The sequence below is a fragment of the Vibrio nereis NBRC 15637 genome, assembly GCF_001591105.1.
GTDB lineage: Bacteria > Pseudomonadota > Gammaproteobacteria > Enterobacterales > Vibrionaceae > Vibrio > Vibrio nereis.
The window spans coordinates 1-24310 of the sequence record NZ_BCUD01000022.1 but is presented as its reverse complement, the minus strand read 5'-3'; the positions used below and the strand labels follow the sequence as shown (position 1 = coordinate 24310).

Below are 24310 nucleotides of genomic sequence, written 5' to 3'. Positions count from 1 at the left end.
AGCGCACAGGGACCAGCCAAGTGCGCTTAAAATAGACGATTTAAAACTGAGGATTAAGCTAGTCGCTGACGCACGGCTTCGAATAGGCATACGCCGGAAGCGACTGACACGTTTAAGCTCGATACGCTACCCGCCATTGGGATCTTAATCAGGTCATCGCAGGTCTCACGTGTTAGACGTCGCATGCCATCACCTTCAGCACCCATGACAATCGCCAGTGGTCCGGTCAACTTAGCTTGGTAGATATCTTGGGTCGCTTCACCCGCGGTACCGACAAACCAGATGCCCTGCTCTTGCAAAGAACGCATAGTGCGCGCCAGATTAGTTACACGAACTAGCGGTACAGTTTCCGCCGCACCACATGCCACTTTGCTGACTGTGGCGTTGATATTGGCTGATTTGTCTTTCGGGACAATCACTGCGGCAACACCTGCTGCATCAGCGTTACGCAAACACGCGCCAAGATTGTGTGGGTCTGTTACGCCATCTAAAACTAGCAGTAGTGGCGCTTCATGCTGAGCCAAAATATCATCAAGATCATGTTCATTTAATTGCTTCGCTGGTTTCACACGAGCCATAATACCTTGGTGATTAGCACCTCGCGCTTTGTCATCCAATGTCTTGCGCGTCATCTGCTGAACAGACACACCCACCTGTTGCAATTCATTAAGTATTGGCATTAAACGGTCGTCTTGACGACCTTTTAGAACAAACGCTTCAATAAAACGTTCTGGTTCACGCGCTAAAACCGCTTTAACTGCGTGAATACCGTAAATAAATTCATTACTCATTAACTAAACCTGTTTCGTTTACTGCGCTTTAGCTTTCTTGCTACTTCTAGCCTTCTTTGGCTTGCTGTTGGGCTTCTTCTTGCGTGCCTTAGTGACTTTAGGCTTTTTATCTGTACTGCCTGTACGCTCCGCTGACTCAGGACGCACCGTAGGCTCAATACTCGGTGACGCTTTACCATTACCTTTGGTTGCCGCGCGCTTTTTCGCCTTTGCTTTTTTCTGAGCTTCTGCCGCACGCTTCTTCGCAGTTTTGCCTTTTCCGCGTAGCTTACGACTTGTTTCAAGTAATTCAAAGTCAATTTGACGATCATCCAGGTTCACCGACAGTACTTTCACTTTCACTGAGTCACCTAAACGATAAATTGCACCAAAGCTTTCGCCGATAAGCCTCTGACCAATCGGATCAAACTGGTAGTAGTCGTTGGCTAGTGTTGAAATATGCACCAACCCATCGATGTGTAAGTCACTTAGGCGAACGAAGAAGCCGAAGCTGGTCACATTCGCTATCACGCCCTCAAGCTCTTCACCAACGTGATCTTGCATATATTCGCATTTGAGCCAATCCGCTACTTCACGAGTCGCATCATCCGCACGGCGTTCAGTCATTGAGCATTGCTCGCCGTAGAAGTCCATGTCATCAAACGAGTAGTGATAACCGCCTGTTGGCGTCCAGCGATCTTGGTTACGTCCTTCTTGTTTCGCAATTAGATATTTAATCGCACGGTGAAGGAGTAAGTCTGGGTAACGACGAATTGGTGAAGTAAAGTGCGCATAACGCTTTAGTGCTAAACCAAAGTGGCCCACATTATCGGCGTTATAAACAGCCTGCTTCATTGAGCGAAGCAGCATAGTTTGAATCAATTCTTGATCTGGGCGTTCTGAGATTTGGCGAGCAAGGTCGGCATAATCCATTGGTGATGGCTCTAAACCACCTTTCAGATCTAAACCTAATTCACTCAAGAAATCTCTAAAGCCCGTTAAGCGCTCTTCACCAGGAGACTCGTGAATACGATATAACGCTGGCTCTTTCGCTTTTTCGACCAAGGATGCTGACGCGATATTGGCTAGGATCATACATTCTTCAATGATTTTATGAGCATCGTTTCGAATGACAGGCTCAATGCTGTCAATCTTACGTTCGGCATTGAAGATAAATTTGGTTTCGATACTCTCAAACTCAATAGCACCGCGATGCTCACGCGCTTTCTTGAGAGCTTTATACATTTTATGCAGTTCTTCCAGGTGCGGAACCACCGCCTCATAGCGCTGGCGTAATTCTTCGTCACCTTCGAGAATGTCGTGAACTTTGTTGTAAGTCAGGCGAGCGTGTGAGTTCATCACCGCTTCATAGTGTTTGTAACCGGTCAACTTACCCGACTCAGACAAGGTCATTTCGCAGACCATACACAGTCGGTCAACTTGAGGGTTGAGAGAACACAAGCCGTTAGAGAGTACTTCCGGCAGCATTGGGACAACTTGTGAAGGGAAATAAACTGAGTTGCCTCGGTTAATCGCCTCTTTATCTAGCGCTGTATCTGGGCGCACGTAATAACTCACATCAGCAATTGCCACCCAAAGTTTCCACCCGCCATCGGGAATCGCTTCACAATATACAGCATCGTCAAAATCACGAGCGTCTTCACCATCAATCGTGACAAGCGGAAGCTCTCTCAGATCAACACGACCTTGTTTCGCTTCTTCCGGAACTTCCTCACCTAAACCTTCAATTTGCTTATCGACTTCGACTGGCCACTCGTGTGGGATTTGGTGAGTACGAATAGCAATTTGCGTTTCCATACCCGGCGCCATGCTCTCGCCAAGGACTTCAACCACCTTGCCCATCATGCCACGTGAGCGTGAGCCTCGGTCGGTGATTTCGATCACGACCACATTGCCCATGCGAGCGCCTGACTTCAACTCATTCGGGATCAAGATGTCTTGAGAAATGCGAGAATCGTCAGGTACAACGTATGAGTAGCCATATTCCATAAAGAATCGACCGACGATCTGCCCTGTTCTTTCTTCTAACACACGTACTAAACGGCCTTCCTTACGACCACGTTTAGAATTTTGTGTTGGCTGCACAAGGACAAAGTCACCATGGATGACGTTCTTCATCTGATGATGCGGTAATACGATGTCTTTATCTTTACCTACACTGCCTTCCGGACGAACCCATCCATGCCCATCTCTATGACCAATGACATAACCTTTCACCATCTCCAACTTTTCAGGTAGCGCATAGCACTGGCGGCGCGTAAACACCAATTGGCCATCTCTCTCCATCGCTCTTAAACGGCGACGCAGGCCTTCGTATTGGTCTTCACCTTGAAGTTGAAGTGCCTCAAACAGGTCATTCCGATTCATCGGTACGCCCGCCTGAGCCAAAAACTCTAGGATAAATTCTCGACTTGGGATTGGGTTTTCGTAGTTTTCCGATTCACGTTCTGCAAAAGGGTCGTTATTGATATTATCTGACATAGGCACGCCTAAATTTAGCAAGGAAGGGTTCTGAAACTAGTATATCTGAGTCCTGATAGAAGCTACAGGTAAAGCGAGTTAAAAACGGGGAATATCCGATTAGTTTTGATAACTTAGCGCTCGCACTCACACTGCTCTGGCGACTAATTGTCAGAAGAGTCGTTATCGTGCTTCAAGGTTGCTTAAATAAAGAGGAAGGTATGGATCGGAGTGAAATTGTAGAACCGAGATAAACCTGAGTGCAGTAAGGCTTATCTCAAATATCGGTCACCAGAAAGTATCACGCTTTTTCGCGCGTGCGATGATATTCATTGGCATGCGCTGCTCGAGTCCCTGACGTAAAATAGAGATACGCTTATGGGTCCGCTTGTCGGCAGTGGCTGAGTTATACAACCATCGATAAGCGTCTTCATAATCGAGAGGGCTACCATGATCTCTTAGTAGCAGCTCGGCTAAGTGAATTCGAGCATTGAGGTTGCCCATCGCCGCCGCTTCACGTAGATATGGAATGGCGCGCTCTTTATCTTGCTGAACCAAGGTGCCACGAGAGTAGTAGCGCCCAAGTTGCTCTAAGGCTGCAGGTAACCCCTGGTGCGCCGCATTTTCCATGTAGTAAAGACCAAGCTCAACGTCTTGCTCGACACACACTCCCCACGCCAGCATATCGCCGTAAAGAAATTCATAAGCGGGCAAGCTAATTCGGGTAGCACGCGCCACAATGTCTTCAACGAGTTGGCAGTTATCTGCTTTAATACGCGCGAGATGTTGGTTGTCGTTAACCAGTCTTATAAGCTCCGCTTCGGAGTAGATGGGTACTGGCTCGCCAATCTCCTGCAAACCATTTGCTTTCACGACAAAGGTGCTCGCTGCCAATACCACCGAAGCCGCTAATTGTTTTAGCTTCATTTTCTGCACTCTTAACTTCGATAATCGACTTTAGCTTTACGCCACAGCCGGATTTGCCATAAAAACGGCAAGTTTGATAGTTATATCGGCAAACGATGTTATCACTTTAATCAAATTTGCCGCTTTCAGGCAAAATGTTGCCATGCAGAGTATAGGCATTGATTGTATTACAGACATAAAAAAACCAGCGACAAAGCGCTGGTTTTCTAATTCACTGAGAACAATCAGGATTAAGATTCAAATGGGTGAACCTTGATGATTGTTTCGTTACGGTCAGGGCCAGTTGAGATAATGTCTACTGGAACGCCTGTTAGCTCTTCAATACGTTTGATGTAGTTTAGAGCCGCTTGTGGTAGGTCTTCTAGTGACTTAGCACCGAATGTGTTTTCAGACCAGCCTGGCATTGTTTCGTAGATTGGCGTTGCTTTTTCGAATGCTTCAGCAGCCATTGGCGATACTTCTAGTACAGAGCCATCTTCCATCTTGTAACCAGTACAGATTTTTAGCTCTTCCAGACCGTCTAGCACGTCTAGTTTAGTTAAGCAGAAACCTGTTACTGAGTTGATTTGGATAGCACGACGCATCGCAACCGCATCGAACCAACCTGTACGACGTAGACGACCCGTTGTTGCGCCAAACTCGTGGCCAACTTCACCTAGGTGTTTACCGATTGGGTCTTGCTTGTCTAGACCATCGTATAGCTCTGTTGGGAATGGGCCAGAACCCACACGTGTGCAGTATGCTTTAGCAATACCTAGGATGTAACCAAGGTAACGAGGGCCGAAGCCAGAACCTGCAGCAACACCACCAGCAGTCGTGTTAGAAGACGTTACGTATGGGTATGTACCGTGGTCAATATCTAGTAGCGTACCTTGCGCACCTTCGAACATGATCTTGTCGCCGCGCTTACGTGCTGCGTCTAGTTCGTCAGTTACGTCGATAACCATTGAAGTTAGTAGCTCAGCGTAGCCTTTTGCTTGCTCAAGTACTTCTTCGTAGCTTACTGCTTCAGCTTTGTAGAAGTTAACTAGTTGGAAGTTATGGAATTCCATGACTTCTTTTAGCTTATCTGCAAAAGCATCCATATCGAATAGATCGCCAACGCGTAGACCGCGACGAGCCACTTTATCTTCGTATGCTGGACCGATGCCACGACCAGTTGTGCCGATCGCTTTCTTACCACGAGCAAGTTCGCGAGCTTGGTCAAGCGCGATGTGGTAAGGAAGAATTAGAGGACATGCTTCAGAAATGAAAAGACGTTCGCGTACTGGAATACCGCGCTCTTCTAGAGGCTTCATTTCTTTAAGAAGTGCTTCAGGCGATAGTACTACACCGTTACCGATAACACATTTTACGTTATCGCGAAGGATGCCTGATGGAATTAAGTGAAGAACGGTTTTTTCACCGTCAATAACAAGAGTATGACCTGCATTGTGACCGCCTTGGTAGCGAACCACGTACTTTGCATCTTCAGTTAAAAGGTCAACAATTTTACCTTTACCTTCGTCACCCCATTGGGTGCCTAGAACGACTACGTTATTTCCCATCTTTCCAATTCTGTTGCTAATTAAAAATGGATTCTAGCACCGAATCACACTTCTTGCAGTTATTTTTTAGGCGCTCTTATGCCACACAATGCTAAATGTTTGTGCTTGGTGTTATTTATCACCATCAGCCGTTAAATTTCATCTGAATATATCTTAACTTCAATATTCCCTTGTGGGTCGACCCCTGCTCGGTACATCCCGGTACTATTCAAAGAAAAGTGGAGTTGACCTTGTGAATCGACAGCGATAAGCCCGCCCTCACCGCCCATTTGTTTTAAATCACCCTGAATCACGGCTTCGCAGGCGCTGCCAATCTCTTCTTTTAAGTAGCGCATTCTCGCGGCGACATCGCAGGCAACATTTTGGCGGATAAAGTACTCTCCCATCCCTGTTGTTGAGATAGCCACATTACCATTTTTGGCAAACGTGCCAGCCCCTATCAGGGCAGAATCACCTACTCGTCCGTACTGTTTATTGGTGATACCACCTGTACTGGTTGCGGCGGCCAAATTGCCTTGCTGATCCAAAGCCACAGCGCCCACCGTGCCATGCTTTTCGTCATCTGGGTATTTCGATTCAGAGAGAGCAAATTGACCTTTCGCTTTCATCGACTGCAATTGCTCATAGCGGCGGTCGGTGTAGAAGTAATCTTGTTCGGTATATTCGTACCCTTGTGTAAACGCAAACTCTTCAGCACCTTCTCCTATCAATAGTACGTGCTTGCTGTTTGTCATCACATCGCGCGCCAGCTCAATCGGGTTTTTGATATGCTTAACGCCCGCAACCGCACCAGCTTCCATTTCTTTGCCATGCATGACCGAAGCATCCATCTCCACCATTTCTTTGTTTGTCAGTACGGAGCCTTTGCCGGCATTGAAGTGAGGTGAATCTTCTAACACTTTGACGGCTTCAACGACTGCGTCTAGGGCGTCACCACCTTGCGCCAATATTCTATGCCCAGCCCGAACAGATTTTTTTAAGTCTGCTCTGATGCTCACTTCCAGCTCTGGTGTCATCTGTTCACGTAGGATCGTTCCTGCCCCGCCATGGATGGCTATAGAAAATGGTTTATTCACGATATTCCTTTTTGATATGTGTACTTATTTCTTTGCAAGATACAAAAAACGCAAGCCAATACCTAGCTTGCGTTTTTATCTTTAGCTCCCCGCTTCACATTATGCGGGCAATGGGATTCTCAAATTAGTGAGAACCGCAGCTACCGCCACCGCAGCAGCCGTCTTTTTTCTCTTCACCATGGTCGTGGCCTTCACCACCGCAACAACCACCTTCGTGATCGTGGTCATGGTCGTGACCACAGCCACCAGCTTGGTGTACATGGCCGTGTTCTACTTCTTCAGCCGTTGCTTCACGCAGTGAAACTACTTCAACATCGAAAGTTAGAGTCTGACCAGCAAGCATGTGGTTGCCGTCTACTACGACTTCGTCGCCGTCCACTTCTGTTACTTCTACAGGGATTGGACCTTGGTCAGTATCCGCTAGGAAACGCATACCCACTTCGATTTGGTCAACGCCTTGGAATACTTCAGCAGGAACGCGCTGAACTAGTGCATCGTTGTGCTCGCCGTACGCTTCTTCTGGAGTAACTGTTACAGAGAACTTAGCACCTGCTTCTTTACCTTCCAGCGCACTTTCAAGACCTGTGATCAGGTTGTTGTTACCATGAAGGTAATCTAGTGGCGCGTCTGATGTTGATTGATCAACAACAGCACCGTCTTCTAGTTTTACTTGGTAAGCAAGACTTACTACTACGTTCTTTTCAATTTTCATATTTACTCCAAGGAGATAGAGATACGGAGCAAAAAAAGCGCTCCGATTAGCAAAGTGACTATTCAGGTATTATGGGGGCTGATTATAGAAACTCAATTATTCCGGCTTAAAAATTCCGATCATTTCCTGATCATTGTGTTCAGTTTTTTCTACAGATTGTGGCTTACGCTGATCCGTATGCGAACACTCCACACACTCTACCAACTCTATATTGTTCTCTATCCACCAGCGTAACGTGTCTTGTGCAGAACACTTAGGGCAACTGGCACCAGCGATAAATCTTTTTTTCATTTCACGACTCTATTTCAATCAATCCCAGAAGTTTTTTGCTTGTTGGTCGCTTTCCATTTCACGGCCAAAGATTTCTTCCAGTTCTTTACGGGCTTCCTTGGCTCTTAGGGCCAATTGTTTGTCATCTTTGTGTTGCGGTAACAACTCTTTGAGCATGGCATTATCAAGCTTTCTGAAATGCGCTTCCGCTCTCTTGGCTTGATAAGGGTGCATTCCCATTTCAACCAATGCCTGACGGCCTAAGTCTAACGCACCTAAAAACGTTTCTCGCGAGTAGCTTTCAATTCCGTGACTGAGCAACTGATATGCCTCAACCCGGCTTCGAGCTCGCGCCAGTAACTTCAACCGTGGGAAGTGCTGCTGACACAATTCGACGATTTTCATGATTTCGTCTGGGGAATCAGTACAGATAATCATAGCTTCCGCTTTATCAGCCCCTGCCGCTCGGAGTAAATCAAGCTGGGTCGCATCACCAAAAAACACTTTGTAGCCATACTTTCTTAACAGCTGGATTTGGCTGGCATCGCTTTCCAGTACGGTCACTTTAATTTTGTTCGCGTACATCAGGCGACCGACAATCTGCCCGAAACGCCCGAAACCCGCAATGATCACTCTCGGCTGCTTGTTGACTACGTCACTACGCCGTGTTTTCGTCGCGCTCGCATTAAGCCGTCTTGCGTACCAACGGTTTTGGGCTGTCAGGAGCAAAGGTGTCGTTACCATCGACAAACTCACCACCACCAACAAGAAAGCAATTTGGTCTTGCGACAATAAACCTTCTGCGCTCGCGGCTGTAAATATGACGAATGCAAACTCACCACCCTGGCTAAGAATCGCCGCCATTTTACTGCGTGCCTTAGCGCGATTGCCCGACAAGTGACCGAGCAGGTAAAGAATGAGCCCTTTAATGACAACCAGCCCAAGCACCGAAAACAACACCATTAAAGGCTGTAACGCGAGCAAGCCTAAATTGACGGCCATGCCAACCGCGATGAAGAACAGCCCCAATAGCAGTCCTTTAAAAGGTTCAATGGCAATTTCTAATTCATGGCGATACTCACTTTCCGCCAACAGCACGCCAGCAAGAAAAGTCCCCAGCGCCATAGATAAACCGAGCTGTTTCATCAGCAGTGCAATACCAATCACCAGCAGCAAAGAGGCTACGGTAAACAGCTCGCGCACACCACTCATCACTACATAGCGGAACAACGGTCTTAATAAATAGTGGCCTCCTACCAATAGCCCACCAACGCCAGCAAACATCCACAGTAAGTCAAACCAATCGCCCGCCGTGTTGCCCGCCAATACGGGCAAGATAGCGAGCATCGGAATTACCGCGATGTCTTGGAATAGCAAAACCGCAAACCCCGATTGCCCGGCCTCGCTGCCTTCTAATCCTTGCTCTTCAATCACTTTGAGCGCAATGGCGGTAGAAGAAAGCGCCAGGCCCATGCCAATCACTAAACTTGTTTGCCAACTGGTCCCGATAAGATAAGCAAAACTCGCGAGCACCAAGGTGGTGATCACCACTTGAGCGCCGCCTAAGCCCAAAATGGGCCCTTTCATTTGCAGCAATTTTTTCGGGTTTAGCTCCAAGCCAATTAGAAACAGTAGCAACACCACGCCAAATTCAGCGAAGTGTAGAATCGACGTAACATCGCTAATCAGCCCAAGTCCCCAAGGACCAATGGCCACGCCAGCCAACAAATAACCGAGCACTGAGCCTAGACCTAAGCGCTGGGCAAGTGGCACCGCAACGACTGCTGCGGTCAGAAAAATCACACTGCTTTGTAGAAAGTCACCTTCCATCGCCATCTGGACCTCCTACCGTTTTTTCAGGAATGAGAGAGAGGTTCATCAACCATTGACGGTAACCTTCCGCGTGTTGGTAACGTTCCATCTCAGGCACTTTTCTCGCCCAATACAACACCAAAGGTTCAAGCCAATACATCTGGCAAAGCGCCGCCGTTAACTCAAATGGCTGCAAAATATCGGAGAGCGGGTACCGGTTATAGCCACTGGCGCCGAACGCTTCTTCTCGGCCTCCCGCAGTAATCACACTGCGCCAATACTTTCCTTTGAGCGCCTCTCCTGAGCCAAAGGCAAATCCTTTGCACAGCACTCTGTCCATCCACTCTTTTAACAATGCCGGACAAGAATACATATAAAGAGGGTGATGAAAGACAATCACATCGTGCTGCGTGAGCAATTGCTGCTCCGCTTTCACATCAATAAAAAAATCAGGATAACGTGCGTAAAGATCTCGCACAGTGACATGATCAAGCGATTCAATCTTCTTGATCATCATTTGGTTAGCGACTGAACTATCTGGCTCTGGGTGAGCATAAAGAACAAGCACTTTGGGCTTTTTTGCTAGTCGTGTCTGCATTCCTTGGACAGCAATCCTTTTCATCAATGCATCTGAGGGTTTAGATACAATTTTATCGTTATCAGATTGTTATACGTCTTTGTTACGGATAATACAATGATCGACATTTAATCTTATTCCCCCTACTATTCGTCGCGATATGAGCAAAGATAAAGCACAAGACTATGATTACCTTTTCTGACATCCAGCTTCTTCGTGGCGGCAAGCCGCTTCTGGACCAAACCTCTGCAACCATTCACCCTGGCGATAAAGTCGGCCTAGTGGGCAAAAACGGTTGTGGTAAATCCACCCTGTTCGCATTGATCAAAGACGAGTTGTCGATTGATGCTGGTAACTTTAGCAAACCTGCACATTGGGAGCTTGCTTGGGTGGCTCAGGAAACACCAGCACTAGAGCGAAGCGCATTGGAATACGTCATTGATGGCGATCGCGAATACCGTGCTTTGGAGCAGCAACTGGCTCAAGCAGAGCAAGCCGATAACGGCACACTGGTCGCTGAAATACATGGCAAAATCGAAACCATTGGCGGGTACAGCATTCGCGCCCGTGCCTCCGAGCTTTTGGATGGTTTAGGCTTTAGCCAAGAGCAAATGAGCTGGAACTTGACTCAGTTCTCAGGTGGTTGGCGTATGCGTCTAAACTTGGCTCAGGCGCTACTTTGCCGTTCTGACTTGCTCTTACTCGACGAACCGACCAACCACTTGGATCTGGATGCGGTCATGTGGTTAGAGCGCTGGTTGCAAAACTACCCAGGCACTTTGGTGTTGATCTCTCACGACCGAGATTTCCTCGACCCGATCGTTGGGCGCATCATTCATATCGAAAATCAGCAGTTGAACGAGTACACCGGGAACTACTCGTCGTTTGAAGATCAACGCGCGCAAAAGCTGATCTTGCAACAAGCCCAGTACCAAAAGCAGCAGAAACAGATGGCGCACATGCAAAGCTACATCGACCGTTTCCGCTACAAAGCCTCTAAAGCTCGCCAAGCGCAAAGCCGTATCAAAGCGTTGGAACGGATGGAGAAAGTGCTGCCTGCACAATTTGATAACCCGTTTAGCTTTGAATTTCGCGAACCTGAAGCCCTACCGAATCCAATCATTATGATGGACGAGGTATCAGCAGGCTATGGCGATAACCTGATCCTAGAAAAGATCCGTCTAAACCTTGTGCCTGGTAGCCGCATCGGTCTACTCGGTCGCAATGGTGCTGGTAAATCCACATTGATCAAACTGCTCTCTGGTGAGTTAAACGCCCAAGGCGGCGACCTGACCTATTCCCAAGGGGTGAAAATTGGCTATTTCGCTCAGCACCAGTTAGAAACGCTGCACCCTGAAGAAACCCCACTGCAACACATGATGCAGATCGCGCCTAAGCATACCGAGCAACAACTGCGTGACTACTTGGGCAGCTTCGGCTTCCAAGGTGACAAGGCATTAGAAAAAGTCGCCCCATTTTCTGGTGGTGAGAAAGCACGTTTGGTTCTGGCATTGATTGTGTGGCAAAAGCCGAACCTATTGCTGCTTGATGAACCGACTAACCACCTGGATCTGGATATGCGTCAAGCGCTGACATTGGCGCTACAAACGTTTGAAGGTGCAATGGTCATCGTCTCGCACGACCGCTATTTACTGCGTGCGACCACCGATGATCTTTACTTGGTTCACGACCGCCAAGTTGCCCCGTTTGATGGTGACTTGAACGATTACTATAAGTGGCTGACTGAACAACAAAAAGTACAGCGACGTGAAGCCCAAGCCGCGTTACCAGAAAAAAGCAGCATTAATAGTGCCGCCGCGAAAAAAGAGCAAAAACGTCGCGAAGCCGATTTCCGCAAACAAACGGCACCAATTCGCAAAACGCTGACAAAACTCGAAGCAAAAATGGATAAGTTAGGCGCGATTTTGGCAGATACAGAGACACAATTATCAAATAACTCACTGTATGATGCGGAAAATAAGACTAAACTTAACCAAGTGCTGGCTGATCAAGCCAACACTAAAAGCGAGCTTGAAGACGTAGAAATGGAATGGATGGCTCTGCAAGAAGAGCTTGAACAGATGGAGCAGGAGTTCACTAGCCAATGAATCCAGAACGCGTAACAGTTTCACTCACCCTAGAAAGACTCTGGCAATTTAGCTTGCAGTACTACAGTACGCGGGGTGTGAAAGACGCGTGTCTCAATCTACAAAATCAGTTCAAAGGAAACGTCAACTTGTTGCTGCTACTCAAATGGCTGGATGAGCAGCAAGTGTGTTTTCAAGATCAAGATTGGCTTAGGGTTGAAGAGTGTTTAGGGCACTCAGAAGCCCTACTGCACAACTACCGAGAAATCAGGCGAAAGCTCAAAGCACAGGTGTCTGATGCTCTTTACCGAGAAGCACTTCAATTTGAGCTGCAACTTGAAAGACAGCAGCAATCTGATCTGGTCGATTGCATTAGTAGCATCGAGCTACAACGCAATTTAGGGGCGCCGTTAACCCTTCGCTACTGCCGTCAGCTCGGTGCAGAGCATCTCCACAACGCTTTTTCGGCTCCCATGGAGCATATTGTCAACTTGTAGGGCTGCTTATGACTCAATTTGTCGCTGCCACAGGGCTCACCAACCCACACCTGCAAACTCTTGCACCGCGTTTTATTCGTAAAAAAGCACTGTTTGAGCCCATTTGGCACACACTCAACACACCGGACAATGACTTCCTCGACTTAGCTTGGAGTGAAGACTGGCAGGCAGAAACAGCCAGACAAAAACCGATTTTTGTCCTCTTCCATGGGCTCGAGGGCTGCTTTTATAGCCCTTACGCCAATGGCCTGATGCACGCGTTTGCAAACAATGGCTGGCTATCGGTCATGATGCACTTTCGTGGCTGCAGCGGTAAACCGAACAACCTAGCCAGAGCTTACCATTCAGGGGAAGTCGAGGATGCTCGCCTCTTCCTTGAACATTTAGACACGCTGTTTCCCAACCAAACCAAAATCGCCGTCGGCATTTCATTGGGCGGCAATATGCTGGCCAATTACTTAGCCCAATACAATGATCAGCCCCTGTTGGATGCTGCGACCATTGTCTCGGCCCCACTCGACCTGTCCGCATGCTCACAACGTATTGAGCAAGGCTTTTCGAAACTCTACAAAACCTATTTGCTTGCCTCGCTGAAGAGAAACGCGCTGAGAAAACACCACTTACTGAAAGGCGAGCTGGATCTTTCTTATCGCAGTATTAAACGCGTCACTAGGCTCTACGAGTTTGATGACTTGATCACTGCGCCACTCCACGGGTTCAAAGACGCTGAAGATTACTACCAGCGCTGCTCTGGGATAAACCGTTTAAAAGAGATCACCCTACCAACTCAGATCATTCATGCCAAAGACGATCCATTTATGACCGAAGCCGTCATCCCCAAATATGTGTTGCCTGACAACATTGACTACCGTCTGTTTGAGCAAGGTGGCCATGTGGGCTTTGTGACTGGCAGCGCGCTCAGGCCACGATTCTGGTTGGAAGAAGCTCTACCAGCCTACTATGAATGTTTATCCGTTTCGGCATAATACGCGTTCGTCATAAAATTCTGAGGTATTTATGATCATTCCATGGCAACAAATTGCGCCAGACACGCTAGAGAATCTCATCAAAGAGTTTGTGCTACGTGAAGGCACCGATTACGGCGAACAAGAAATTTCGCTACAAGATAAGATCGACCAAATCAAAGCCCAGCTGGAATCTGGCGAAGCCGTTGTGGTTTTTTCTGAGCTGCATGAAACTGTTGATATCCAGCTCAGACGACATTTTCAAGGGTAAGCGAATACGATGACCTGACCCGAAAGCGTGTTATAGTGGCATTGAATTACAGGTAAGTAACTAACAGACAAGGTTTGTCATGTCAGCAAAACACCCTATTATCGCTGTGACCGGCTCATCTGGTGCCGGCACAACCACTACATCTGAAGCGTTCCGTAAAATGTTCAATATGATGGACATTAAACCCGCCTGGGTTGAAGGGGACAGCTTCCATCGTTTTACTCGACCAGAAATGGATATCGAGATACGCAAAGCCCGAGATCAAGGGCGACACATCAGTTATTTCGGCCCTCAAGCCAACGATTTTCCAGCGTTGGCCGAGTTCTTCCGCCAGTTTGGTTGTGACGGCACTGGCCAAGTACGCCGCTACCTGCACACCTTTGACGAGGCGGTGCCTTATAACCAAATGCCGGGCACCTTTACCCCATGGCAAGATTTGCCTGAAAACTCGGACGTGCTCTTTTACGAAGGCTTACACGGCGGTGTGGTCGACGGTGACGTCAATGTCTCGCAGCATGTCGATTTTTTGATTGGGATGGTGCCGATCGTAAACTTAGAGTGGATTCAAAAGTTTGTACGCGATACCCGTGACAGAGGCCACTCACGAGAGGCTGTCATGGACTCCATCGTGCGCTCGATGGACGACTACCTCAACTACATTACACCGCAGTTTTCCCGCACCCACATCAACTTTCAGCGTGTCCCCACTGTCGATACATCTAACCCTCTTAACGCGAAAGGCATCCCAAGTTTGGATGAAAGTTTTGTGGTTATCCGGCTACGCGGTATAAAAAACGTGGACTTCCCTTACCTACTGGCAATGATTGATGGCTCTTTTATGTCCCGTCATAACACGCTGGTCGTACCGGGAGGCAAGATGAGTTTTGCCATGGAGTTAATCGTTAGGCCTATCCTGCAACAACTCATCGAAACAGGCAAAATTGGCTAATACAGGTACAAAAAGTACGATTACTTTTCATACCGTGATCATGTGCACATTTTTGCTTAGAAAATCGGCATCTGGACCCGATTAAAGTCAAGAAATCGGCTTCGAAAAAGGATACTATTTGAAACCGAAACACAAGATAGCTTGCAGCACTTATCAAGTGCTCTTATCCTAGCAAGTCTGATTCAAGGCTTAGCTAAAATATGGAAAGCGGCAAGCGTACCCTGCAGAGGAAGTGAGATATTATGGTTCTAGGTAAACCTCAAACCGACCCAACATTAGAGTGGTTCCTTTCACACTGTCATATTCATAAGTACCCATCAAAAAGCACGCTGATCCACGCGGGCGAGAAAGCAGAAACTTTGTACTACATCGTTAAAGGTTCTGTTGCAGTACTTATCAAAGACGAAGAAGGTAAGGAGATGATCCTTTCTTACCTAAACCAAGGCGACTTTATCGGTGAACTTGGTCTGTTCGAAGAAGATCAAGAACGTACAGCGTGGGTTCGTGCAAAATCTCCTTGTGAAGTAGCGGAAATCTCTTTCAAGAAATTCCGTCAGCTAATTCAAGTTAACCCAGACATCCTGATGCGCCTATCAGCACAGATGGCAAGCCGTCTACAAGTGACGAGCCAAAAAGTGGGTGACCTAGCGTTCCTAGACGTAACTGGTCGTATCGCGCAAACGCTACTAAACCTAGCGAAACAACCAGATGCGATGACACACCCAGACGGTATGCAAATCAAGATCACTCGTCAGGAAATTGGTCAAATCGTTGGCTGTTCTCGTGAAACAGTAGGCCGTATCTTGAAGATGCTTGAAGAGCAGAACCTAATTTCTGCACACGGTAAGACTATTGTTGTTTACGGTACGCGTTAATCACGATTGATTGCGTAAGAATAATGAAAGCCACCAAATGAGAATTTGGTGGCTTTTTTCTTTCTGGGTAGGGGTTCCATGACTTACTTATGATTGGCTCGTGATAAGTAAGTCATGGATTTGAGAGAGAACGTTAACCGTTCGTGCTCTCAAAAATCTTATCTGCTGACGCCGCTACGAACCCTGGATATAAATCACCATTGCTCATTGGGTAGCGCTTAGCAAACTCATAGAAGCCACCCGGCACAATTTCACTGCCTTCCGTAAACTGAACTGGCACTTTATCTGCCATGGTCGAGGATTGCTCTAGAAGTACCTCTGGTGAACCTTTCACTTCGCCACCAAATTCATTGATGCTAAAGCCTGATTCACGCAGATGATCATTCACGTCTTTCACTTCCGAGAATGCATTTATCTGATTCACGCTCACCGTAAAGTGGTTGGCACCATAACCGTGTGCCGCCAGCCATGACGCATATTCGCTTTCTTTTGCTAAAACTTGATAATCAGCAAAGCTCAGATCCCACAGACGACCACCATAAAGGAAATCAGGACCACTTAGCTTGTTGCTATCAACTTGCGCCACAAGCTTAGCGACAATCTCTTGAAGCTCATCAGAACATTCGTTGACCTTCAGCTCACTGATAAACACTTTTGGTTGCTTTGGATCTGGGTGCTCAAAATGTTTCGCGACCAGTTTTTTGCTTTCGAACTCATAGTCTCCACACGGTTTATAACCCGCATCAAGAAATGGCTGAGCCAAAGTCGCGATACCTAGCGGCGCAACATTAAAAGTGCGAAGTGCGATGTGGTCATTGATCAGCGGCTCATCTTCTTGAAGCAGGTGATGAACTTGTTCTGCAGAGGGACATAAGCGTTGAATATAGTCATTCCATAACGACTGGAATAAAACATCTGGCGTCATAACGCCTCCTTGTTTAAGGGTTATTTACGGTTATTGGATAATAAAAAAAGGCTACCTAACCAAGTGTCCAGAGGTGTGATTAGATAGCCTTCAACCTGTGACGTTCTATTTATTAATTCTTATAGCTCAACACCTGGGCTTAAAGTAGCAGGAAGCAGTGTTTCACCACCCTCCATTGAAGCCATTGGGTAAGCACAGTAGTCCGCCGCGTAGTACGCACTCGGACGTAAGTTACCCGACGCGCCCGGGCCACCAAACGGTGCATCACCACTCGCGCCCGTCAGCTGACGGTTACGGTTAACGATACCCGCGCGGATATGGTCAACAAAGTAGTCCCACTCACCGTCGTCGGTTGAAACCAAACCCGCAGACAGACCAAAGCGCGTATCGTTAGCGAGATCGACTGCTTTTTCCAAACCTTGGTAACGTACCACTTGCAGTAGCGGGCCGAAGTACTCTTCGTCTGGCAGTTCCGCGATTGGTGTTACGTCGATAATACCCGGTGTAACAAACGCCGCTTGACCACCTTTCGCTTCCAGCAAGCTCACGCCGCCCAAGCTTTGTAGATTCGTTTGTGCATCAAGGATGAACTTCGCTGCCGCTTCAGAAATTTGTGGTCCCATAAATGGCGCTGGTTCTGCAAATGGCTGATCCACACGAATCTTCTTCGTCGCTTCAACTAACTTCTCAACCAGTACATCACCCTTTTCACCTACAGGTACGTAAAGGCGACGTGCACACGTACAACGCTGACCCGCACTGATAAACGCAGATTGGATGATGGTGTAAACCGTGGCATCAAGTTCACCGTAGTTGTCCGTGATCACCATTGGGTTGTTGCCGCCCATTTCCAACGCCAGCATCTTACCCGGCTGACCCGCAAACTGGCGGTGTAGGATATGACCCGTGTTCGCGCTACCAGTGAACAGTAGACCGTCGATACCTTTAGAGTCAGCCAGAGCAATGCCCGTCTCTTTAGCACCTTGAACCAAGTTGATCACGCCCTTTGGCAAGCCTGCTTTTTCCCACAGTTTCATCGCTAACTCACCCGTCATTGGCGTTTGCTCTGACGGTTTGAACACGACCGTGTTACCCGCAAGTAATGCAGGAACAATGTGGCCATTAGGCAAGTGACCAGGGAAGTTATAAGGGCCAAAGACGGCCATCACGCCCAGTGGACGGTGACGTAAAACAATTTGGTTACCCGCCGCTTCACGCGTAGTTTCGCCTGTACGGTCATGATAAGCGCGGATAGAAATGGCAATCTTACCCGCCATCGCGCCTGCTTCGGTGCGCGTTTCCCAAATCGGTTTACCGGTTTCTTTCGCGATCACTTCTGCGATTTGCTCGCTGTGTTCTTTTACTTGCTCGGCAAACGCCAAAACAATCGCCTCACGCTCAGCAAAGCTCAGTTTCTTCCAGCTTACAAACGCCTGGCGAGCCGCACTGACCGCGGACTCAACCTGAGCGGGAGTTGCGCTCACGCCTTCCCAAACAACCTCATTGTTATATGGGCTTAGTGAATTCATTGGCTCGCCTTCTCCGGCAACCCATTCTCCTGCAATCCAATGTGTCATTTGTTTATCCTTTCCTTTACTGAGCCAACATACGAACGAATTCGCCTTCATTTACCTGCAGCGCTTCTGCAACCACTGGTGAAAGGATCACTGACTCAGATTCCTTGTCGTAAGCCGCTTTCGCCGCCGTTGCACGGAAGTTGTCAAAAGAGGTGTTCGAAATCAGGTAATCTTGCGAGCTAGAGTGCTCAGCAATCGTCACTTTCGCACGGAACGAGTGACGTACTGATTCAATATTGCGTAGGTCACATTCTACCGTTGGGCCACCATCGAAAATATCGACGTAGTTACGGCAGGTAAAACCTTCTTTCTCTAACAGACGTAGTGCTGGTTTGGTGTTTTCATGCACTTGGCCAATCACTTCTTGTGCTTCTTTACTCAGTAAGTTGATGTAAATTGGCAACTTCGGCATTAGGTCTGCGATGAAACCTTTGGCACCGATACCCGTCAGGTAATCAGCCATGGTGAAGTCAATCGAGAAAAAGTGTTCTTGCAGCCACTGCCAAAATGGTGAGTTACCGTTCTCATCTGATATACCACGCATTTCGGCAAAGATGGTTTTTGAGAAGCGATGTGGGTGTTCTGCCATCATTAGGAAGCGGCATTTTGACATCAAACGGCCATTCAGACCTTGGCGGAAGGTCGGGCGTAAAAATAACGTACAAATCTCACTACAGCCCGTGTAGTTGTTACCGAAAGTCAGTAGCTTAACCGTGTTGTTCACGCCTAGCTTTCTTGATGAGTGAACAACGGTACTGATGTGGTACGAGTAAAAAGGAACATCCCAGCCAATCGAGGCTTCGATACCTGTACAACCAGCAACTTCTCCAGTTTCACTTTCAAAGCCCACCATAAGGTAACCTTCATCCCCAGGTTGGGTAACGTCAGGTTTTGAGAAGCTGTATTCTGAGTGTGTGATTCGATTAGTTAACAGTTCTTCGTTAACCGGTAATGATGTAAATCCATGACCCGATTCCACCGCACAAGTGTGCAGCGCATCGTAATCCGACATTGCGATAGGGCGGACAACCAGCATCGATACTCCCTCCTGATGCTTGATACCACTGCCACCGGTCATCTATTCATTCTTGCTTGTTAAAATCGCTAATAACTGCGTTGTAGCTAGATTTTTGCAAGCATAGGGGGAGTTAGGCCCGCTAGCTCGCTGCAATCTACGCCTTGTTCTAAGCGATTTTTCCTAAGCAATACTTTGAACACATGACCAGTGGCAATGGTATGGAAGATCACTAGAATAAATAGATCTTCCTAGTGTTATATTTATTTTGTTAGTGTCGCTAGAGCTTTATCTAGTCGAGATAATCCTTCTTGGATTTCTTCTTTAGTGATGACCAGTGACGGAGTGAAACGAACCACGTTCGCCCCCGCAACCAGTACCATCAAACCTTCTTTACCCGCTGCAACCAGTACGTCGCGAGCGCGGCCTTGCCACTCTTCATTCAGAGCAGCACCCAGAAGTAAGCCTTTACCGCGCACTTCTGCAAAGATTTGGTATTTATCATTCAGTTTTGTTAGACCCTCACGGAACAGAGCTTCGCGCTCTGCGACACCTGCAAGAGTTTCAGGCTGGCTAACGATATCAACCACTGCCTCTGCAACCGCACACGCCAGTGGGTTACCGCCGTATGTCGAGCCGTGTGTACCAATTTTTAGATACTTGGCAAGCTCAGTTGTCGTTAGCATTGCACCGATTGGGAAACCACCACCCAGTGATTTCGCGGTACTTAGAATGTCTGGTGTGACACCTAGACCTTGGTACGCGTAGAAGTTACCCGTACGGCCGTTACCCGTTTGTACTTCATCAAAGATAAGCAGTGCGTTGTGTTTGTCACACAGCTCGCGTACGGTCTGAATGAATTCATCGGTTGGTGCGATGATGCCGCCCTCGCCTTGCAGCGGTTCCATCATGATGGCACAAGTACGATCCGAGATGTGCTCGCGTAGTGCGTCGACGTCGTTGTAAGGTAGGTGTGTCACATCGCCTGGCTTAGGGCCGAAACCATCTGAGTACGCTGCTTGACCACCCACAGTTACTGTGAAGAAAGTACGGCCGTGGAAGCCTTGTTTAAATGCGATGATTTCTGATTTTTCTGGGCCGAACTTATCAACCGCGTAACGACGCGCCAGTTTAAGCGCCGCTTCGTTCGCTTCTGCGCCCGAGTTCGCAAAGAAGACTTTTTCTGCAAAGCTCACTTCGGTCAGCTTCTTCGCTAAACGCAGTGCGGGCTCGTTAGTCATTACGTTACTAAGGTGCCAAAGCTTGTTGCCCTGCTCTGTTAATGCGTTAACCATTGCAGGATGACAATGACCCAAGCAGCTCACGGCAATACCACCAGCAAAGTCGATGTACTCTTTGCCTTCCTGATCCCAGACTCGCGCGCCTTCGCCCTTCACTGGAATCATTTCCATTGGGTTATAACAAGGTACCATTACCTCATCAAACAGACCGCGTTCTACTTTATTTTCAATTGTCATTGCACATTCCCTCTCGATACCGCATGCCAGGTAACTATTGCATCCTTGCTTTCAAAATATGAAAGCACACATTGTTTTGCATTTAAGCAATTACGGCATTGTATTTACAATTAATTAACTATTTCAATAGTGATTTATTCTTTTTGAAGACTGGAATTTAGACCAACCTTCACAATGTATGAGTATTTATGCATCAAGCGATTGCTTTTATGAAGCAATATATTCTTATGACACAGATAAGCTCTGGTTAAGCATAGGTATAGCAAGGGGCAAACGATAGGCACGACAACGGCTGCGAATATTATTTCACGAAATATCCACAATGGAGAATATGAAGAAAATGTTAAGAAAAGTGATCCCGATCAGGATTTAACGGCGTAGGAAGTTCGCTAAAAGCTCGTGACCTTGCTCTGTTTTGATCGATTCTGGGTGAAACTGCACCGCGTCAATAGGCAGAGACTTGTGCTGATAGCCCATGATTTCGTCCATTGAGCCATCTTCAAACTCCGTCCATGCGGTCAATTCAAAACAATCAGGCAGGGTGCCATTTTTGACCACCAACGAATGGTAACGGGTGACAGTCAGAGGGTTGTTTAAGCCTGTAAAGACACTTTGGTTAGTATGGCGAATCGGTGACGTTTTACCGTGCATCACTTGCCTTGCGCGCACCACTTCACCACCAAACACCTGTGCGATCGCTTGATGACCGAGACACACACCAAGGATCGGCAGTTTACCCGCAAAGTGTTCGATCGCTTGGAGCGAAATACCCGCTTCGTTTGGAGTACAAGGCCCCGGCGAAATCACCAAGTGGCTCGGGTTGAGCGCCTCAATGCCAGCAATATCAATCTCATCATTACGCACTACTTTGACCTCTGCCCCCAGTTCACAAAAGTACTGGTAGAGGTTGTAGGTGAAAGAATCATAGTTATCGATTATCAACAGCATAGGAGTACATCGCAGAAACCTTGAAAGCGAGTATTGTGCCGCCTTTTTGTCTAAACGCAAGTAGGATCGGTTATTCGACTTCGGCTTGCAGGAACTTACTTAGTAGGCTTTCCAACGCACCTCGTTCTGCTGGGTCGAGGCAAGCTAGATGTTTTTCCATGCTCGCAACATGTGCTTCAAGCACCTGATCTAGAAAGACAATCCCCTCTTCCGTCAGTGTCACTCGGTTACTTCTTCGGTCACTTTCACTCGCCACGCGGTGCACCCAACCTTTCTGTACTAACCCTTCTAAACGCGTACTCACCGCGCCGGAAGAGATCATCAGGGTTTTGTACAAAGTCGTTGGCGTGACAGGTTCGATGCTGCGTCTAAGTGTCGCCAGAATGTCGAACTCAATCGCGCTGATCCCCGCGTCGCCGCACACTTGTCCGTGCACCTGCTCCCAAAAGTTTGCCGCGCGACGAATGCGCCCCACCACGCCCATTGAAGAGCAATCTAAATCCGGGCGCGCTTGTTGCCACTGTCCAAGAATCTTATCGACACCGTCCATTCTACCTCCTCACGAATCTATTGATGTAAAAATCTTTTCAAAAAGATACTTGACCAAAAGAAAAAGTGCCATTACTTTTAAAAAACAATCTTTCACAAAAGATACTTTAAGGAAAAATATCATGACCCACACCGAAAGGATTCAAGCCATCTTACTCACTGCCATCGCGCCGATAGTTTGGGGCAGCACCTACATTGTCACCACAGAACTGTTACCCGCAGACAGCCCACTGCTCGCTTCAGCGATACGCGCACTGCCAGCAGGATTACTGCTCATCGCGTATACACGCTGCTTTCCGAACCAGCAATGGTGGGGAAAACTCGCTTGCCTTGGAACGCTCAACATCGGGCTGTTTTTCTACTGTTTATTTTTTGCGGCGAGCTACCTGCCCGGAGGAACGGCGGCATTGGTCATGTCGAGCCAACCGATCATCGTGATGCTGCTCAGTGGGCTAGTATTAAAAAGTAAGATCGCCTTGAGCCACTGCATCGCGGCCATTTTTGGTGTGCTTGGCGTGGCGCTTATCGTCATCAACGAAACGGTGCAGATCAGCGCGCAAGGAATTGTGTTAGCGGTATTGGGCACCTTAAGTATGGCGAGCGGCGTGGTGCTCACCAAATACTGGGGACGTCCGGAGAATATGTCGACATTGGCATTCACCGGCTGGCAACTCCTCGTCGGAGGCGTGCTTTTATTACCTGCAGCGCTATGGTTTGAAGGGCTACCAGACACTATTTCACTGAAAAACTTAGCCGGATACAGCTACCTGACCCTCGTGGGTGCAGTCATTGCTTACGTCCTGTGGTTCAAAGGCATTGAGCGCCTCCCGGCAACCAACGTTGCGTTTCTCGGATTTTTGAGTAGCGTCTCTGCCAGCGTTTTAGGCTACGTATTTTTAGATGAAATTCTCACACCACTGCAATTGTTGGGTGCGGCAGCAATACTGGTTTCTATCTTTTTGGCCTCCCATAGTCCTAAAGCTGCCAATGCATAACACCAATAAGCAAACATATTAAATTCAAAAGGAAATGATTATGAAACTCACCATTATCTCTGGCAGCCAAAGGGCAAATTCACAAAGCCTCAACGTGGCTCGTTTTCTCAAACAGCACGGTTTGCAAGAGTTCGACCAAGTGGAAATCCTCGACCTGCATGAGCTAAACCTTCCGTTTTGGAATGAAGGTGTTTGGCAAGGTAGCGAAGAGTGGGATGTCTGGACGCCAATCGCGCAAAAACTGAAAGAGTCTGACGCGTTTGTCTTTATCACACCAGAATGGCACGGGATGGCGACCCCTGCGCTGAAAAACTTCCTATTGCTGACGACAGCAAACGAGCTGGCACATAAACCAGCACTATTGGTGAGTGTCAGCGTGAGTATCAACGGTGTTTACCCGATCAGCGAATTGCGCATGACTGGCAGCAAAAATAACCACGTGTGCTTTTTGCCTGACCACCTCATTGTACGCAACAGTGATAAACTCATCGATCAAGATGCGCGCAGCGATGACAGTGATTTTGTCGCTCGCAGCCAATACACCTTGAAACTGCTCAGTTGCTACGCGAGCGCATTAGCACCCGTGCATCAGGACATGCTGCCGCTCGGTAAACCGTTCACCTATGGGATGTAATCGTCATTTAAGCCGCTCAGTGTTGGGCGGCTTTTAGTTTTACCTGCTCTCGCCAACTATTAGCAACGCTAATAGTTTCAGTAGTAATCCGGTTTGTTTGCCATGCGCCATTAGGATTTAATGTTCCTATCGAACAGAGGGAATTTTATGACTATTCAGGATGCGTTAACGCCTTGGCTAGCAGACGCCATTAACATTCGCCATGCGATCCATCGCCACCCAGAGCTCGGTTACGAAGAAACCAGTACTCAAGCCTTAGTGGTCGCCGAGCTCGAAAAGTACGGCGTCGATGAAATCTGTACTGATTTTGCCAAAACGGGCGTGGTGGGCGTGATTCACGGCTCACTCGGGGACGGAAAAAGCATCGGTCTGC

General features: G+C 47.8%; 23 protein-coding genes and 1 pseudogene. 9 read left to right on the top strand and 15 right to left on the bottom strand.

Annotated features, from left to right (window positions below; genetic code table 11):
- Positions 1-53: 53 nt before the first annotated feature.
- From rlmB to kefG, 9 genes are all read right to left on the bottom strand, one after another.
- Complete coding sequence (gene rlmB, locus VNE01S_RS16815; protein WP_053397125.1) at positions 54-791, bottom strand: 23S rRNA (guanosine(2251)-2'-O)-methyltransferase RlmB; 738 nt, start codon at positions 789-791, stop codon at positions 54-56.
- An 18-nt stretch (positions 792-809) separates the two neighbouring features.
- Positions 810-3272: a ribonuclease R gene (rnr, locus tag VNE01S_RS16810; protein ID WP_053397124.1), complete on the bottom strand. Its 2463-nt coding sequence runs from the start codon at positions 3270-3272 to the stop codon at positions 810-812.
- A gap of 267 nt (positions 3273-3539) precedes the next feature.
- On the bottom strand, positions 3540-4178 hold the full coding sequence (gene motX / locus VNE01S_RS16805; RefSeq protein WP_053397123.1) for a flagellar protein MotX: 639 nt from the start codon (positions 4176-4178) through the stop codon (positions 3540-3542).
- A 230-nt stretch (positions 4179-4408) separates the two neighbouring features.
- Complete coding sequence (locus tag VNE01S_RS16800) at positions 4409-5725, bottom strand: adenylosuccinate synthase (protein WP_053397122.1); 1317 nt, start codon at positions 5723-5725, stop codon at positions 4409-4411.
- A 131-nt stretch (positions 5726-5856) separates the two neighbouring features.
- Positions 5857-6801 carry an isoaspartyl peptidase/L-asparaginase family protein gene (locus tag VNE01S_RS16795; protein ID WP_053397121.1) on the bottom strand — a complete coding sequence of 315 codons (945 nt, stop codon included), beginning with the start codon at positions 6799-6801 and terminating at the stop codon, positions 5857-5859.
- 124 nt (positions 6802-6925) lie between these two features.
- On the bottom strand, positions 6926-7513 hold the full coding sequence (gene slyD / locus VNE01S_RS16790; RefSeq protein WP_053397120.1) for a peptidylprolyl isomerase: 588 nt from the start codon (positions 7511-7513) through the stop codon (positions 6926-6928).
- Positions 7514-7609: 96 nt separating this feature from the next.
- Positions 7610-7804 (bottom strand): YheV family putative zinc ribbon protein, encoded by a 195-nt coding sequence (locus VNE01S_RS16785; protein WP_053397119.1) that lies wholly within the window; start codon positions 7802-7804, stop codon positions 7610-7612.
- An 18-nt stretch (positions 7805-7822) separates the two neighbouring features.
- Positions 7823-9619 (bottom strand): glutathione-regulated potassium-efflux system protein KefB, encoded by a 1797-nt coding sequence (gene kefB / locus VNE01S_RS16780; protein ID WP_053397118.1) that lies wholly within the window; start codon positions 9617-9619, stop codon positions 7823-7825.
- Entirely contained in the window at positions 9603-10193 is a 591-nt protein-coding gene (kefG, locus tag VNE01S_RS16775) for a glutathione-regulated potassium-efflux system ancillary protein KefG (protein ID WP_053397117.1), read from the bottom strand. The genes kefB and kefG overlap by 17 nt, the downstream gene beginning before the upstream one ends.
- A gap of 164 nt (positions 10194-10357) precedes the next feature.
- On the opposite strand from kefG, the gene VNE01S_RS16770 reads away from it, so the two are divergent.
- The 6 genes from VNE01S_RS16770 to crp all read left to right on the top strand — a co-directional run bounded on the left by VNE01S_RS16770 (position 10358) and on the right by crp (position 15816).
- Complete coding sequence (locus tag VNE01S_RS16770; RefSeq protein ID WP_053397116.1) at positions 10358-12280, top strand: ABC transporter ATP-binding protein; 1923 nt, start codon at positions 10358-10360, stop codon at positions 12278-12280.
- The gene (locus tag VNE01S_RS16765; RefSeq protein ID WP_053397115.1) at positions 12277-12756 is read left to right on the top strand and encodes a TIGR02444 family protein; all 480 of its coding nucleotides are present in this window, start codon (positions 12277-12279) and stop codon (positions 12754-12756) included. The genes VNE01S_RS16770 and VNE01S_RS16765 overlap by 4 nt, the downstream gene beginning before the upstream one ends.
- Positions 12757-12764: 8 nt before the next feature.
- Complete coding sequence (locus VNE01S_RS16760) at positions 12765-13742, top strand: hydrolase (RefSeq protein WP_053397114.1); 978 nt, start codon at positions 12765-12767, stop codon at positions 13740-13742.
- A gap of 31 nt (positions 13743-13773) precedes the next feature.
- Positions 13774-13992, top strand: a complete 219-nt coding sequence (locus tag VNE01S_RS16755; RefSeq protein ID WP_053397113.1) for a YheU family protein — start codon at positions 13774-13776, stop codon at positions 13990-13992.
- 79 nt (positions 13993-14071) lie between these two features.
- Positions 14072-14941 (top strand): phosphoribulokinase, encoded by an 870-nt coding sequence (locus VNE01S_RS16750; RefSeq protein ID WP_053397112.1) that lies wholly within the window; start codon positions 14072-14074, stop codon positions 14939-14941.
- Positions 14942-15183: 242 nt separating this feature from the next.
- Positions 15184-15816, top strand: coding sequence for a cAMP-activated global transcriptional regulator CRP (crp, locus tag VNE01S_RS16745; protein WP_004410522.1), 633 nt, complete (start codon positions 15184-15186; stop codon positions 15814-15816).
- 133 nt (positions 15817-15949) lie between these two features.
- On the opposite strand, the gene VNE01S_RS16740 is transcribed toward crp, so the two are convergent.
- From VNE01S_RS16740 to VNE01S_RS16715, 6 genes are all read right to left on the bottom strand, one after another.
- Positions 15950-16741 (bottom strand): DUF1338 domain-containing protein, encoded by a 792-nt coding sequence (locus VNE01S_RS16740; protein ID WP_053397111.1) that lies wholly within the window; start codon positions 16739-16741, stop codon positions 15950-15952.
- 119 nt (positions 16742-16860) lie between these two features.
- On the bottom strand, positions 16861-18318 hold the full coding sequence (gene astD, locus VNE01S_RS16735) for a succinylglutamate-semialdehyde dehydrogenase (protein ID WP_053397110.1): 1458 nt from the start codon (positions 18316-18318) through the stop codon (positions 16861-16863).
- 16 nt (positions 18319-18334) lie between these two features.
- The gene (astA, locus tag VNE01S_RS16730) at positions 18335-19354 is read right to left on the bottom strand and encodes an arginine N-succinyltransferase (RefSeq protein WP_053397109.1); all 1020 of its coding nucleotides are present in this window, start codon (positions 19352-19354) and stop codon (positions 18335-18337) included.
- Between the two features lie 242 nt (positions 19355-19596).
- Positions 19597-20811 (bottom strand): aspartate aminotransferase family protein, encoded by a 1215-nt coding sequence (locus tag VNE01S_RS16725; protein ID WP_053397108.1) that lies wholly within the window; start codon positions 20809-20811, stop codon positions 19597-19599.
- Between the two features lie 369 nt (positions 20812-21180).
- Entirely contained in the window at positions 21181-21759 is a 579-nt protein-coding gene (locus tag VNE01S_RS16720) for an aminodeoxychorismate/anthranilate synthase component II (protein WP_053397107.1), read from the bottom strand.
- 70 nt (positions 21760-21829) lie between these two features.
- Entirely contained in the window at positions 21830-22309 is a 480-nt protein-coding gene (locus VNE01S_RS16715; protein ID WP_053397106.1) for a MarR family winged helix-turn-helix transcriptional regulator, read from the bottom strand.
- Between the two features lie 121 nt (positions 22310-22430).
- Here VNE01S_RS16715 and VNE01S_RS16710 point away from each other — a divergent pair, with 121 nt between their 5' ends.
- From VNE01S_RS16710 to VNE01S_RS16700, 3 genes and pseudogenes are all read left to right on the top strand, one after another.
- Positions 22431-23303, top strand: a complete 873-nt coding sequence (locus VNE01S_RS16710; RefSeq protein ID WP_053397105.1) for an EamA family transporter — start codon at positions 22431-22433, stop codon at positions 23301-23303.
- A 40-nt stretch (positions 23304-23343) separates the two neighbouring features.
- Complete coding sequence (locus VNE01S_RS16705) at positions 23344-23937, top strand: NADPH-dependent FMN reductase (protein WP_053397104.1); 594 nt, start codon at positions 23344-23346, stop codon at positions 23935-23937.
- Positions 23938-24084: 147 nt separating this feature from the next.
- Positions 24085-24310: pseudogene (locus VNE01S_RS16700) on the top strand (amidohydrolase); the annotation flags it as partial.

Coding starts and splice junctions, on each gene's coding strand:
- rlmB (WP_053397125.1), bottom strand. CDS start 791: ATGAGTAATGAATTTATTTACGGTATTCACGCAGTTAAAGCGGTTTTA.
- rnr (WP_053397124.1), bottom strand. CDS start 3,272: ATGTCAGATAATATCAATAACGACCCTTTTGCAGAACGTGAATCGGAA.
- motX (WP_053397123.1), bottom strand. CDS start 4,178: ATGAAGCTAAAACAATTAGCGGCTTCGGTGGTATTGGCAGCGAGCACC.
- VNE01S_RS16800 (WP_053397122.1), bottom strand. CDS start 5,725: ATGGGAAATAACGTAGTCGTTCTAGGCACCCAATGGGGTGACGAAGGT.
- slyD (WP_053397120.1), bottom strand. CDS start 7,513: ATGAAAATTGAAAAGAACGTAGTAGTAAGTCTTGCTTACCAAGTAAAA.
- VNE01S_RS16785 (WP_053397119.1), bottom strand. CDS start 7,804: ATGAAAAAAAGATTTATCGCTGGTGCCAGTTGCCCTAAGTGTTCTGCA.
- kefB (WP_053397118.1), bottom strand. CDS start 9,619: ATGGCGATGGAAGGTGACTTTCTACAAAGCAGTGTGATTTTTCTGACC.
- kefG (WP_053397117.1), bottom strand. CDS start 10,193: ATGCAGACACGACTAGCAAAAAAGCCCAAAGTGCTTGTTCTTTATGCT.
- VNE01S_RS16770 (WP_053397116.1), top strand. CDS start 10,358: ATGATTACCTTTTCTGACATCCAGCTTCTTCGTGGCGGCAAGCCGCTT.
- VNE01S_RS16765 (WP_053397115.1), top strand. CDS start 12,277: ATGAATCCAGAACGCGTAACAGTTTCACTCACCCTAGAAAGACTCTGG.
- VNE01S_RS16760 (WP_053397114.1), top strand. CDS start 12,765: ATGACTCAATTTGTCGCTGCCACAGGGCTCACCAACCCACACCTGCAA.
- VNE01S_RS16755 (WP_053397113.1), top strand. CDS start 13,774: ATGATCATTCCATGGCAACAAATTGCGCCAGACACGCTAGAGAATCTC.
- VNE01S_RS16750 (WP_053397112.1), top strand. CDS start 14,072: ATGTCAGCAAAACACCCTATTATCGCTGTGACCGGCTCATCTGGTGCC.
- crp (WP_004410522.1), top strand. CDS start 15,184: ATGGTTCTAGGTAAACCTCAAACCGACCCAACATTAGAGTGGTTCCTT.
- VNE01S_RS16740 (WP_053397111.1), bottom strand. CDS start 16,741: ATGACGCCAGATGTTTTATTCCAGTCGTTATGGAATGACTATATTCAA.
- astD (WP_053397110.1), bottom strand. CDS start 18,318: ATGACACATTGGATTGCAGGAGAATGGGTTGCCGGAGAAGGCGAGCCA.
- astA (WP_053397109.1), bottom strand. CDS start 19,354: ATGCTGGTTGTCCGCCCTATCGCAATGTCGGATTACGATGCGCTGCAC.
- VNE01S_RS16725 (WP_053397108.1), bottom strand. CDS start 20,811: ATGACAATTGAAAATAAAGTAGAACGCGGTCTGTTTGATGAGGTAATG.
- VNE01S_RS16720 (WP_053397107.1), bottom strand. CDS start 21,759: ATGCTGTTGATAATCGATAACTATGATTCTTTCACCTACAACCTCTAC.
- VNE01S_RS16715 (WP_053397106.1), bottom strand. CDS start 22,309: ATGGACGGTGTCGATAAGATTCTTGGACAGTGGCAACAAGCGCGCCCG.
- VNE01S_RS16710 (WP_053397105.1), top strand. CDS start 22,431: ATGACCCACACCGAAAGGATTCAAGCCATCTTACTCACTGCCATCGCG.
- VNE01S_RS16705 (WP_053397104.1), top strand. CDS start 23,344: ATGAAACTCACCATTATCTCTGGCAGCCAAAGGGCAAATTCACAAAGC.